General features: G+C 65.8%; 12 protein-coding genes and 1 tRNA gene. 8 read left to right on the top strand and 5 right to left on the bottom strand.

Annotated elements, in window-relative coordinates; translation table 11 throughout:
* The first annotated feature begins 10 nt into the window (after positions 1-10).
* On the top strand, positions 11-925 hold the full coding sequence (gene folP / locus E3T46_RS00510) for a dihydropteroate synthase (RefSeq protein WP_174845358.1): 915 nt from the start codon (positions 11-13) through the stop codon (positions 923-925).
* Entirely contained in the window at positions 925-1641 is a 717-nt protein-coding gene (locus E3T46_RS00505) for a pyrimidine reductase family protein (protein ID WP_134577036.1), read from the top strand. Before folP ends, E3T46_RS00505 begins: the two co-directional genes overlap by 1 nt.
* 238 nt (positions 1642-1879) lie before the next feature.
* Here the strand turns inward: E3T46_RS00505 and E3T46_RS00500 are convergent, their stop codons facing one another.
* The 3 genes from E3T46_RS00500 to E3T46_RS00490 all read right to left on the bottom strand — a co-directional run bounded on the left by E3T46_RS00500 (position 1880) and on the right by E3T46_RS00490 (position 5804).
* Positions 1880-3523 (bottom strand): DNA repair helicase XPB, encoded by a 1644-nt coding sequence (locus tag E3T46_RS00500; RefSeq protein ID WP_134443803.1) that lies wholly within the window; start codon positions 3521-3523, stop codon positions 1880-1882.
* A gap of 146 nt (positions 3524-3669) precedes the next feature.
* A complete protein-coding gene (locus E3T46_RS00495; RefSeq protein WP_134577035.1) occupies positions 3670-5532 on the bottom strand; it encodes a helicase-associated domain-containing protein in 1863 nt (620 codons plus the stop codon).
* Positions 5532-5804, bottom strand: coding sequence for a multidrug ABC transporter ATPase (locus E3T46_RS00490; RefSeq protein WP_134443801.1), 273 nt, complete (start codon positions 5802-5804; stop codon positions 5532-5534). Before E3T46_RS00490 ends, E3T46_RS00495 begins: the two co-directional genes overlap by 1 nt.
* Before the next feature lie 93 nt (positions 5805-5897).
* Here E3T46_RS00490 and E3T46_RS00485 point away from each other — a divergent pair, with 93 nt between their 5' ends.
* Positions 5898-6278 carry a cold shock domain-containing protein gene (locus E3T46_RS00485; protein WP_134577034.1) on the top strand — a complete coding sequence of 127 codons (381 nt, stop codon included), beginning with the start codon at positions 5898-5900 and terminating at the stop codon, positions 6276-6278.
* Positions 6271-6972, top strand: a complete 702-nt coding sequence (locus E3T46_RS00480; RefSeq protein ID WP_134577033.1) for a DUF3027 domain-containing protein — start codon at positions 6271-6273, stop codon at positions 6970-6972. The genes E3T46_RS00485 and E3T46_RS00480 overlap by 8 nt, the downstream gene beginning before the upstream one ends.
* Positions 6973-7147: 175 nt before the next feature.
* Here E3T46_RS00480 and serC read toward each other — a convergent pair whose 3' ends face one another.
* Entirely contained in the window at positions 7148-8266 is a 1119-nt protein-coding gene (gene serC / locus E3T46_RS00470) for a phosphoserine transaminase (RefSeq protein WP_134470121.1), read from the bottom strand.
* Between the two features lie 133 nt (positions 8267-8399).
* On the opposite strand from serC, the gene E3T46_RS00465 reads away from it, so the two are divergent.
* The 4 genes from E3T46_RS00465 to E3T46_RS00450 all read left to right on the top strand — a co-directional run bounded on the left by E3T46_RS00465 (position 8400) and on the right by E3T46_RS00450 (position 11318).
* On the top strand, positions 8400-9119 hold the full coding sequence (locus E3T46_RS00465; protein WP_134577031.1) for a metal-dependent transcriptional regulator: 720 nt from the start codon (positions 8400-8402) through the stop codon (positions 9117-9119).
* Between the two features lie 333 nt (positions 9120-9452).
* Positions 9453-10205 (top strand): C40 family peptidase, encoded by a 753-nt coding sequence (locus E3T46_RS00460; protein WP_241980379.1) that lies wholly within the window; start codon positions 9453-9455, stop codon positions 10203-10205.
* A 343-nt stretch (positions 10206-10548) separates the two neighbouring features.
* A complete protein-coding gene (locus E3T46_RS00455; protein ID WP_092451054.1) occupies positions 10549-11046 on the top strand; it encodes an HNH endonuclease in 498 nt (165 codons plus the stop codon).
* Between the two features lie 200 nt (positions 11047-11246).
* Positions 11247-11318: transfer RNA gene (locus tag E3T46_RS00450), tRNA-Arg, on the top strand.
* A 174-nt stretch (positions 11319-11492) separates the two neighbouring features.
* Here the strand turns inward: E3T46_RS00450 and E3T46_RS17710 are convergent.
* A complete protein-coding gene (locus E3T46_RS17710) occupies positions 11493-11648 on the bottom strand; it encodes a hypothetical protein (protein ID WP_166790134.1) in 156 nt (51 codons plus the stop codon).
* Positions 11649-11933: the final 285 nt, after the last annotated feature.

Here is an 11933-nt window from a genome sequence, read left to right as displayed (position 1 = left end):
GAGGACCGTTATGACCTGCACGAGAATCAACTCCGCTCCGGGAGTGATGCTTCCTCGACTGGATGCTCCGCGCCGGTTGATCGGCGGCCGCACCTTCGATTTCGATCGCGAGGTGGCCGTGATGGCCATCGTCAATCGCACGCCGGACTCGTTCTACGACCAGGGTGCAACGTTCGCGCTCGACGCGTCCGTTTTGGCGGCGCAGAAGGCCATTGCCGACGGGGCAGACTGGGTCGACATCGGTGGCGCCAAGTTCGCGCCCGGGCCAATCGTGCCGATCGAGGAGGAGATCGACCGGGTCGTTCCGGTGGTCGAGGCGCTGCGCGGCGCCGGCGTGGTCATCTCGGTCGACACCTTCCACCCGGCCGTGGCCGCCGCGAGCATTGCCGCCGGCGCGCACGTGATCAACGACACCACCGGCGTGCACGACCCGGCGATGGCCGACGTCGTCGCCGACAGCGATGCCACCCTCGTGATCACCCACAGCCTCGCGGCGCCGCGCATGCCCTACCCTGCGCCGCAGTACGACGATGTTGTCGGCGAGATCAGCGCGTTTCTGCTCGCCCGCGTCGACCGAGCCCTCGGGCGGGGGGTGCGGGCCGACCGCATCATCATCGACCCCGGCCATGACCTCAACAAGACCACGCGGCACTCGCTCGAACTCACCCGGAGGCTCGGCGAGATTACCGGGCTCGGCCTGCCGACGCTGGTGGCCGTCTCCAATAAGGATTTCGTCGGGGAGAGCCTCGATCGGCCGCGCGGCGAACGGGTCGACGGGTCGCTGGCCGCCATGACGGTCTGCATTCTGCAGGGGGCGCGGATCGTGCGCATGCACAACGTGCGCGCGGCGGTCGATGCCGTGCGCATGACCGAGGCCATCCTCGGGCTTCGGCAGCCCGCCTACGAGCGTCACAACCTCACCTGATGCGCGCCGAGCTGCCGCCACGAGCGGAACTGATCGAGCACTACCGGGTGGCCGACCGCGGGGCGCCGCGGACGCGCGTCAACTTCATCGCGAGCCTCGACGGCGCCGCAACCATCGACGGCCTGAGCGGCGGCCTGAACAACGCCGACGACAAACTCGTGTTCGACACCCTGCGGCTACTGACCGACGTGATCCTCATCGGGGCCGGCACCGTTCGGGCCGAGGGCTACGGCGGCATTCATTTATCAGCGGATGACGCGGCCTGGCGCACGCAGGCGGGTCTGGCCGCCCAGCCTCCGCTGGCCGTGGTGTCGGGGCGTCTGGATCTCGACCCGCGGCATCCGCTTTTCAGGGAAGCCGCGACCCGCCCTATCGTGCTGACCCACGCGGCCGCCCCGTCAGACCGGCGGGCCGCGCTCGCCGCGGTGGCCGACGTGATCGTGTGCGGCGACGAAGAAGTCGAGCCGCACCGTGTGGTGGCGGCGCTCGCCGAACGCGGATTGCCGCAGATCCTGTGCGAGGGGGGGCCGCACCTGTTCGGCGACCTGCTCGCGGCGGACTGTGTCGACGAGTTGTGCCTGAGTTTCAGCCCGGTGCTGGTGGGGGGCTCTGCCGGGCGTATCGCCGTTGGCGCTAGTGCTGTGACCCGCGCTATGGAGTTGCTGCACGTGCTGCGCGCCGGCGACATGCTCTTTCTGCGCTACGCCCGATCCTGAGCGCGCGCTCGTTGCCGAGCCGTGAGTGTTGGGGCGAATTAAACGTTTCAACGCCGCGAAACTCACGGGTCGACACTGCAAACTCACGGGTCGGTGGCCGTGGCGCTAGGCGGGATTATGCGCTGACCCCGGCGTCGGCATCCGCCTGGGCCCACCTTGCGAAAGCGGGCCCATGATCTAGCATGGGCCCGCTTTCCGGGCCCGGGCCCGGGAAGTAATCAGACGCACGGGAGAGGAGCTAGGCGGCCTCGAGGCTGTGCGAGTCGAGGATCGTGTAGCTGTAGCCCTGCTCGGCGAGAAAGCGCTGGCGGTTCTGGGCGAAGTCCTGGTCGACCGTGTCGCGGGCGACGAGGGTGTAGAAGTTCGCCGACAGGCCGGACTCCTTCGGGCGCAGCAGCCGGCCGAGACGCTGGGCCTCTTCCTGGCGGGAGCCGAACGAGCCGGACACCTGGATGGCCACGGTCGCCTCGGGCAGATCGACCGAGAAATTGGCAACCTTCGACACCACGAGCACCTTGACCTCGCCCACCCGGAACGCCTGATACAACCGTTCTCGCTCGTCGATTGGGGTGGCACCGGTGAGCTGGGGAGCGTTCAAGACCGCGGCGAGTTCGTCGATCTGGTCGAGGTACTGGCCGATCACCAGGATGCGTTCGCCCTCGTGCTTCTGGATCAGGGCCTGCACCACGCCGAGCTTGGCCGGTGCGGTTGCGGCCATGCGGTACCGCTCGTCGTCCGCTGCCGCGGCATAGCTGAGCCGCTCCGACTGTGGCAGGTCGATGCGCACCTCATAGCAGTTGGCGGGCGAGATGAAGCCCTGGGCTTCGATCTCCTTCCACGGTGCGTCGAACCGCTTGGGGCCGATCAGGCTGAACACATCGCCCTCGCGGCCGTCTTCGCGTACCAGGGTGGCGGTCAGGCCGAGGCGGCGGCGCGCCTGCAGCTCGGCGGTGAGCTTGAACACGGGTGCTGGCAGCAGGTGAACCTCGTCGTAGATCACCAGGCCCCAGTCCATGGCATCGAGCAGCTCGAGGTGGGCGTACTCACCCTTGCGCTTCGCGGTGAGAATTTGATAGGTCGCGATGGTGACGGGCTTGACCTCTTTGACCTGCCCGGAGTATTCGCCGATCTCGTCGGGCGTGAGCGTGGTGCGCTTGAGCAGTTCGTCGCGCCACTGTCGCGCCGAGACGGTGTTGGTCACCAGGATGAGGGTGTTGGTCTTCGCGGTGGCCATGGCTCCGGCACCGACCAGTGTCTTACCGGCGCCACAGGGCAGCACGACCACACCGCTGCCGCCGTCGAAGAAGCTCGCGACGGCCTTGTTCTGGTAGTCGCGCAGCGCCCAGCCGTCTTCGCGCAGGGCGATGTCGTGCGGGGTGCCCGGCGTGTACCCCGCGAGGTCCTCGGCCGGCCAGCCGAGCTTCACCAGCTCCTGCTTGAGCTGCCCGCGCGCCCACGGCTCCACCAGGTACGTTTCCGGCGACGGATGCCCGATCAGCAGCGGCGCGATGCGCTTGGCTCCTGCTATCTCGGTGAGAACGGCCTGGTCACTGCTGTGCAACACGAGAGCGCCCTCGGAGTCGCGTTCAATGACGAGACGCCCGTAGCGGCCGACAGTCTCGGTGATGTCCACGCTGACCGTCTGGGGTATGGCGAATTTAGAATATTTCTCCAGCGTGGCGAGCATGTCCGAAGCGTCGTGGCCGGCCGCCCGGGCATTCCACAGACCCAGCCGCGTGATGCGATAGGTGTGGATGTGCTCGGGGGCTCGTTCGAGTTCGGCGAAGACGGCGAGGTCGTGACGAGCATCCTCGGCAAGAGGGTGGGCGACTTCGAGCAACACCGTGCGGTCACTTTGGACAATCAGGGGGCCATCAGACATAGCGCCTAATCCTACTCGCGTCGGGTGACGTCCCCGGCACCCGGCTGGTTCCGCGCACTCAGCCAATGCTCGCGTCCGGGTGACGTCCCCGGTACCCGGCTGGTTCCGCGCACTCAGCCAATGCTCGCGCTGGGTGTCCCGATCGGTCAGGGTACCGGGGTGATGCTCAGGATGCTCTTGAGCGGCAGGGTGCGCTCGATGTCGGCGCGTCGGTCGCGAGCTCGGAAGCGACCGTTGCTGACACTGGCCGGTTGCAGCAGATAGTCCACGACCGAGCCGCCGGGCATCGCGATGCTGACCAGGATGGTCTGCTTCGCTTTGATGGCGGAGTCGAGCTGGCGGGCGAGCCAGGCATCCGCTACCGACACGCCGTGGCCGTCGCCGGCGCGGAGTTTCTCGACCAGGTTCAGGGCCGGATCTTTCGGCGGCGTCTCGGTGATCCGGGCGACCTGGTGTCGCCGCAGGTGCACGATCTCGCCGTGTTCATTCTCGGCGGCAACGGGATAGCGCGCATCGCTGAGCGCCCAAAACACCGCGTCGCCGCCGAACCGACTGAGCAGGCGCTCGCCGTCGTCGGCGCGCACCAGCCCGAGTGGGGCGAGGGTCTGATCGACCGCGATCGTGTTCAGCAGCGCGGCATCCGCTGAAGAAACGTAACTCAACGCGAGGGCGGCGTCCTCGGCCAGGGTACCCACCCGCACACGACCGTAGCGGGCGGCCGACTCGTTGATGAGGTAGTCCACCGGCTGGGGAATTCCGGTGAGCGAGATCGATGCCAGGAAGGCCAGCAGGGACTTCGCGTCCTCGCCTGCGGCCAGCGCACGATTGACGGATGCCGCGGTGATGCGATAGCTCGACGCCAGTTCCCGACTTTCCACGTCGGCCATCCCGCGCAGGCGGGCATCGATCGACGGGGCCAACGGGCCGGGGGACACCATCGACAGGTCGTGCTGGAGATACACGGCACCGACCTCGGTGGGCAGGGCGGCCACCATGGTCGCCACGGCCGCCTCGGGGTCGCCGCGCAGCACGCTCGCGCCGGCGGTGCTCGTGGTGTCGTGGGCGGTGATTCCGATCAGTTCGGCGTCACGGGCAAACTCGGCCAGCTGCGTCTGCATCCACTCGCCGCCTGCCGGGTAGAGCCAGGCTATGAATCCCGATAGCGCCTCGCCCCAGAACAGTCCAGCCTGCCGCGGCAGAATGTCGGCGACGATCGGCGGAAGGGCCGCCTGCCAGGCCGCAGCCAGGGCGGCCCAGCGGGAGGTAGTGCCCTCGAGCAGCCAGGCCTCGCCGGCCTCGGTTTCCATCCAATACCCGTCGGAGCGGGCCAGCAGGTCTGCGCGCGCGGCCAGAGCCACAATCGGGGCGACCAGCTCGAGTTCGACGGTCATAATGGCGGCCAGGCGCTTCGTGTCGGGCAGGCCGAGTCCGCCGCGGCTGAGCTCGCGGGCCGGCTCGCGGCTGAGCTCATTGACCAGCTCGGCGATCGACGATACAACCGAGAAGGCGCGCTCGGCGGCCAGCTGGTCGATGAACGGGATATCGGCGTCCGGCACGGCGGCTACGGCGGCGGGGGAGACCGTGATGGCCAGATCGGCGGCTCCCGGAAGGCCCTGGGCCGGCCATTTAGTCAGGTGAGCCGAGACGGCGTCGTAGGGGATGCAGCATCCGTCCGCGCGAACGGTGAGCAGCAGGGCGTCGAGGGAGTCGGCGCGGGCGGCCACATCGACGGCCGTGACCTCGGCGGAACTCAGTGCTGAGAGCCGCCCTGCGACGGCGTGCAGGCTGGGTACCGAATCAGCGCTCGTGCACTCGCCGGCGACGGCCAGGACGGCCAGGACGGACCGGTCCAGGTGGCTGAGCGCCAGCTGGATGCTGTCGGGGTGCAGCAGTGCCTCGGCGAGGTCAAAGAAATCGTGGATGCCGCTCGCGCTCACACCGCGCACCCCGATCACGTGCCGCAGCTCGGCATCGGACAGGGCCCGGAGTCGTGACGCGAGGCCGAGCATTACTCGCGGTCTCGTCGGGCTTCGCGACTGCGGCGAACTCCCACCGTGACCATGAGCGCGATGACCAGCAGGAATCCAACCGGCAGACCGAAGGTCGGGAGCACAATAACGGATGGCCAGATGCCCTGCCCGAATTGCGCCGCCTTGACGCCCATCGCCGTAGCCGCGATCACCGCGATGAAGGCGAGGATCGACAACCCGACCACGCTCGCAACCATGTAAGCGAGAACACGTTCTATCCGGCTGACGGGTCGTGGAGTTTGATTGGTCACAGCCTAAGGATACGGGCACGCAGCGGCCGCAACCGAATATGCTGGGTGCACACCCCGCACTTTTTCGTGCGCCCAAAACTCAGTGAGGTTCAGATGCCTACCGGCAAGGTCAAGTTTTACGACGAGGAGAAGGGTTTTGGCTTCATCACTTCCGATGATGGCCAGGAAGTCTTTCTCCACGCTTCCGCCCTGCCTTCCGGCGTTAACGTCAAGGCCGGCGCGAAGCTCGAATTCGGCATCGCCGATGGCAAGCGCGGCGCTCAGGCGCTCTCGGTGCGCGTGATTGAAGCTCCGCCAAGCCTGTCCAAGATCAACCGCAAACCCGCCGACGACATGGCGATCATCGTCGAAGACCTGGTGAAGCTGCTCGACGGCATCGGCACCAACCTCAAGCGCGGGCGCTACCCCGAGTCGAGCCATAGTAAGAAGATCGCGGCGATGCTGCGCAAGGTCGCCGAGGAACTGGATGCCTGACCTGTCGGACGTCCAGCCGACCGACGCCCAGCCGACCGACGCCCAGCCGACCGACGCCCGGCCGACGACGGCGAAACCGACCGACGCCACCCTGCTCGCGGCTGTCGATCTGGCCCGCGCTGCGCTTTTGGAGATCACCGACGAGGACACGATCGGCGAGGTGATCGGGCACCTCGATGAGGGCGAACTCGTGATCTCGCTGCTGTTCGACTGCCTGATGACGGGCTATCCGGGCTGGCGCTGGACGGTATCCCTGGCTCGAGTCGATGAAAACGCCGCGCCGACGGTGCTCGAGACAGAGCTCACCCCCGGCGACGATTCCCTGCTCGCACCCGAGTGGGTGCCGTGGTCGGATCGACTGGTCGAGGACGACTCGGAGGCGGATGTCGACGATTCAGATTCAGAGAATTACGACGACTCAGACGACGACTCGGACGACGACGACAACGATGAGTCCGACGACAACGACAACGACAACGACAACGACAACGACGACGATGAGTCCGGCGACGACGACGACGACGACGATGATGAGTCCGACGACGACTCGCTTGACGCCCTCGACGGCATCGATTTCGATGAGGCGCTAGCGGCGGCGGAACTGCACCCAGGCGAGACCGGCGAGTCCGAGTCCGACGCCGATCACAGCGCACCACAGCCACCAACCCGGTCCCGCCGCGCTCGCCGCCCCTGACGACCGCGGCGCCGTGAACTCAACGACGAGTGCGGCGCCGAGGGCCATCAGCCAGAGCAGCGTGCCCACGACCAGTGCCGTGCGGGCATCCGTTCTGGCGGGCAGCGGATCGGGTCGCCGTTCACTGTCTTTCAACCAGAGACGCATGGCCCGATCCTTTCGCCCGCGGTTCGCGCTAGTTACCGAGGTGGCCGACGACGTGTTCGATCGACGCGACGAGCTTCTTGACGTCCTCAGGGTCGATCGCGGTGAAGGTCGCGATGCGCAGCTGGTTGCGGCCGAGCTTGCGGTACGGCTCGGTGTCGACAATGCCGTTGGCGCGCAGCGTCTTGCTGATCGCTGACGCATCGATGGCGTCGTCGAAGTCGATCGTGACGACGACCTGCGAACGGTGGGTCGGGTCCGCCACGAACGGGGTCGCGTAATCGACGCCTTCCGCCCAGTCATACAGAACGGATGACGATGCCTGGGTGCGCGCGGACGCCCACGCCAGTCCGCCGCTCTGGTTGATCCAGTCGATTTGGTTCTCCATCAGCAGCAGCGTGCTGAGGGCTGGAGTGTTGAGCGTCTGGTTCAGGCGCGAGTTGTCGACGGCGTTCTTGAGGCTGAGGAATTCCGGAATGTAGCGGCCGCTCGCAGCGATACGTTCGACTCGTTCGAGGGCCGCCGGGGAGAACAGGGCGATCCACAGGCCACCGTCGGAGGCGAGGTTTTTCTGCGGGGCGAAGTAATAGACGTCCGCCTGGCTGGCGTCGAAGTCGATGCCGGCGGCGGCGCTCGTTGCATCGATGACGGTGAGGGCGCCAGCATCGCCGGCGACCCGGGTGACCGGGGCCATGACGCCGGTCGAGGTTTCGTTCTGGGGCCAAGCGTAAACGTCGATGCCGCCCTTCACGATGAAGTCGCTGCGCGAGCCGGTGTCGGCCTTGATCACGTCGGGGGCGTCGAGCCACGGGGCGGCAGCCGCCTTGGCGAATTTGCCGCCGAACTCGCCGAAGACCAGGTTCTGCGCGCGCTTCTCGATCAGGGAGAACGCTGCGGCGTCCCAGAAGGCGGTCGAGCCGCCATTGCCGAGCACGACTTCATAGCCGTCCGGAATGCTGAACAGCTCGGCGAGGCCGCCACGTACTCGGCCGACGAGGTCCTTCACGGGGGGCTGGCGGTGCGAGGTGCCGAGCACTCCCGTGCCGAATCCGAGCAGGTGGTCGAGCTGTTCTCGCCGGATTTTCGATGGGCCGCAGCCGAATCGTCCGTCGAGGGGGAGCAGATCGGTGGGTATGAGAAGGTCGGCCATGCCGTAATTCTAGTTGCCCTCCCACTGGCAGGTAGGCTTGTAACGCTGTGCGGGCCATTGCCGAGGCCGCCAACGAGGCACCCTTCCGTCACCAGATGAGCGGTGCGCGCACGAGCTGAACGAAGGGCTGCGGATGAGCGATCTGATCGACACCACCGAAATGTATCTCCGCACCATCCTCGACCTGGAGGAAGAGGAGATCGTGCCGTTGCGGGCGCGCATATCCGAGCGCCTCGGGCACTCCGGCCCCACGGTCTCTCAGACCGTCGCGCGCATGGAACGGGACGGCCTCGTCGTCGTCTCCGGCGACCGGCACCTGGAATTGACGGTGGCGGGCCGCAGTAAGGCCGTGCACGTGATGCGCAAGCACCGTCTGGCCGAGCGCCTGCTCAGCGACGTGATCGGGCTCGAGTGGGAGTTCGTGCACGATGAGGCCTGTCGCTGGGAGCACGTGATGAGCGAACAGGTGGAACGTAAGATTTTGGAGTTGCTCGGTCACCCCACCGAGTCTCCGTATGGCAATCCGATTCCGGGTCTGGACGAGTTCGGCGAATCGGCGGCCGTGGCGTTCATGGCGGGAGTGACCAGCGTGGTGGCGGTGGTGGCGAGTTCACCCGATCCGGTGACCGCGGTCATCCGTCGCCTGGGGGAACCGGTGCAGTTCGACCCCGAGCTGCTGCTGCAGCTCAAGCAGAGCGGCGTCATGCCCGGCGCCACCGGAGTCTTCTCGGTGGCCGGATCATACGTTCTAGTACAGGTCGAAGGTTTTGGTGCCGGCCTGGAATTGCCCAGCGAGGTCGCCAGTCACATTTTCGTCAGCACACCGGACGGCTACATCCCGGTCGCTCACTGAGATCCAGCCGGCATCGCTGGTCGACGGATGCCGCCGGTCGCCTCCCGGGGACACTCGTTCCGTTACCAATTCGTTAGAAAAATGGTATTTCAGGGTGACAAATGGGTGTGCTTCTTGTAGCCTCGGGGAGTCCCACAGATCAGAAACGGTCGAAGGACTCTAGTTAGGACGCCTGTTCGCCCCGTCTCTTGACTAGGAACACACCCGCGATTAGCGAAGTGGACGGGACAACAACCTAGTGTTGTCGAGGCGCCGGAGGTTAAAACTTTGGCTGCATTAGGAACGAGAAGGTCCCGCCGCGGGCTGAGCCGAACATCCGATGCCCTGGCAACAGTGGAATCGACGGCAAACACCCACCGAGCGCTGCCCCGCACGGCCCCGAAGAAGCGCCGCAGCCGCTTCGGCAATGCCGTCGTCATGACCCTCGCTACCGGCATGATCGCCACGATGGCCCTCCCGGCCTATGCCTTCGCCCCCGGTTCGAACGAAGCCAGCTTTCAGGCCAGTGAATCCTCCGAGATGTCCAAGGCTCAGGCTCAAGCCGTTGAAGTCGACGCGCAGGCAGCGACCGTGAGTGTTGCTCGCGAGGGATTCACCGCCACCACCCCGGAGGAACTTGAGGCTGCCGTTGCTGCTGCCGCGGCCGAAACCCGCCGCATCGAAGTTGCCGCGCAGATGACCTCGTACGCCGCGAGCTACTCCGGCCCGAGCGTCGCCGACTACCTGGCCAACCCGACCTACCCGAATTTTGATCTCGCATCCGTTTTCAATGTGGCCTCGCAGTATCAGGGCGTGCCCTATGTCTACGGCGGCGCCACCCCGGCCGGCTTCGACTGCTCCGGCTTCATTATGTACGTCTATGCGCAGTTCGGTATCAGCCTGCCGCACTCCTCGACGGGCCAGGGTGCAGCCGGAACCAAGATCGCGATCGAGGATGCCGTGCCCGGCGACCTCGTGATCATGGACGGCCACGACGGTTTCTACGCCGGCAACGGCAACATTTTGCACGCGCCCTATACGGGCCAGTCCGTGCGGATCCAGCCCATCTGGACTAGCGACTACTACATCGTGCGGATCGGCATCTAAGTCGCCCCCGCGGTGAACACTGGGTAACAGCTCACACCGATGGCGCACACAGGTTTCCCTGTTGCGCCATTTGTGGGTTAACCTAGTGCCCTGATGTAGTTGTAGGTCTTTAGGAGAGCCCATGCATGAGCGACGCACTATCCACACCATGGATGTGCGCGGTCGCGAGTGCTTTCGGCATAGTTGTCAGAGCGAGAAGAGCTGCGTGAGCAGCCGTAAGGCGTTGTCATTGTGACGGCGCCTTTTTTTGTACCCTCTCTCGCGCTGTCACGCTCCTGTTCTGTACGCATCGGATGTAGTTCGAATGGCTGGAAGCCGTCCAGCCTCCTTCGAAAGGGAGCGCATGCGCACACTGGTACTCAATGCGGGCTATGAGCCCCTCGCCGTTGTCTCATTCAAACGAGCACTCATTCTGGTGATGAACCAGAAGGCGACGATCGTGCAGTCCGATCAGAATCACCCCGTTTTCGCGGCCTCGGGCTCGTGGGATCGGCCGAGCGTTATTCTGCTCACGCGGTACGTGCGCATTCCCATGTCGAGACTCGTGCCGGTCAGTCGCCGCGGAGTGTTGCGCCGTGACGATCACCGCTGCTGTTACTGCGGTAAGTCCGCGGCCACGATCGACCATGTGCTGCCGCGCTCGCGCGGTGGCCGCGACACCTGGGACAATCTCGCCGCCTGCTGCCTGCGCTGCAATAACCTCAAGAGCGACCACACACCGGCCGAAATGGGGTGGGAACTGCGCTTCACCCCGCGGATGCCGCAGGGCACGACCTGGGTCGTGCGCGGTATCGAGCGACCGCTGGAGGACTGGGACGCCTATCTGGCACCCGCCGCCTGACGGCAGCAAAGCGGATGCGCTGGCGTGCGCCCTTAAGGTACGTCCGAGCGACTGCTGCAGTGCGACTGCTGCAGTGCGACTGCTGCAGTGCGACTGCTGCAGTGCGACTGCTGCAGCGGGGCTACAGCAGCGTCCGCGGCACGTGGGGGACTGCGGGCTTTCGCGTCAGCGACGTTGCGCAGGCTAAACTTGCCCGGCCAGCCTCTGTAGCTCAACGGAAGAGCAGTTCCGTCCTAAGGAAACGGTTGGGGGTTCGAATCCCTCCAGGGGCACACCGGTTTACGACCCTGCATCCCTCGCAAAATCTGAGATGCAGGGTTTTTGTGTTTCTCGGGTGCCGGGGGCCAACACCTCGCTGACACACGTTGCCGTGGAGACGCTCGCGGTGAAGGCCGCTGCGAGTCTCAGCTTGCCTATTCGATGATTGTGCGGAAGGCTGCGAGGGTTTAGGAATCCACGGGGCGTTGCACTTCGATTGGCGAGGTTTCCGTGTCGTGGGCCGCTGCGCTCACGCCGCGCGCGTCCTGGTGTAGTTCGTCGTAGAGGTGAACGGCCGCCTCTTCCTTCAGACGTGTCCAGGTGGAGTTCGATACGTGCTTCAAGGTCAAGTACTCCATTCGTCCCGGGATGGCGGGACGTTGCCCAATATCCGCGGCTGCGAGCCGGGAAATGCTGTTGCGACGCTCCCCGAGGTGTCGACCCAGGGGGAGCGGATGCGCAAGCACGCTTCATTGAGACTCTGCACGCCACTGCCAGGCCGGATGACCCCCGGTGGCGGGGTTGTTCACCTCCGCGTTACCGGTGAGTTCTAGACTGGTGTTTTGGCGCCGTGCACCACTGCCACGACCTGATCAAGGAGCAGTGTGAGCGAGCACCAGAGCCAAAGT

The organism is Cryobacterium sp. Hh11 (genome assembly GCF_004404045.1).
GTDB classification, from domain to species: domain Bacteria; phylum Actinomycetota; class Actinomycetes; order Actinomycetales; family Microbacteriaceae; genus Cryobacterium; species Cryobacterium levicorallinum.
Note: the sequence above shows the minus strand (reverse complement) of the source record. Positions and strands in the feature narration are given on the sequence as shown.

What these genes read in the sequence shown, in the direction of transcription:
- serC (WP_134470121.1), bottom strand. Translation starts at nt 8,266, where the DNA reads ATGGCCGACCTTCTCATACCCACCGATCTGCTCCCCCTCGACGGACGA.
- E3T46_RS00505 (WP_134577036.1), top strand. Translation starts at nt 925, where the DNA reads ATGCGCGCCGAGCTGCCGCCACGAGCGGAACTGATCGAGCACTACCGG.
- E3T46_RS00480 (WP_134577033.1), top strand. Translation starts at nt 6,271, where the DNA reads ATGCCTGACCTGTCGGACGTCCAGCCGACCGACGCCCAGCCGACCGAC.
- E3T46_RS00465 (WP_134577031.1), top strand. Translation starts at nt 8,400, where the DNA reads ATGAGCGATCTGATCGACACCACCGAAATGTATCTCCGCACCATCCTC.
- E3T46_RS00500 (WP_134443803.1), bottom strand. Translation starts at nt 3,523, where the DNA reads ATGTCTGATGGCCCCCTGATTGTCCAAAGTGACCGCACGGTGTTGCTC.
- folP (WP_174845358.1), top strand. Translation starts at nt 11, where the DNA reads ATGACCTGCACGAGAATCAACTCCGCTCCGGGAGTGATGCTTCCTCGA.
- E3T46_RS00495 (WP_134577035.1), bottom strand. Translation starts at nt 5,532, where the DNA reads ATGCTCGGCCTCGCGTCACGACTCCGGGCCCTGTCCGATGCCGAGCTG.
- E3T46_RS00455 (WP_092451054.1), top strand. Translation starts at nt 10,549, where the DNA reads ATGCGCACACTGGTACTCAATGCGGGCTATGAGCCCCTCGCCGTTGTC.
- E3T46_RS00485 (WP_134577034.1), top strand. Translation starts at nt 5,898, where the DNA reads ATGCCTACCGGCAAGGTCAAGTTTTACGACGAGGAGAAGGGTTTTGGC.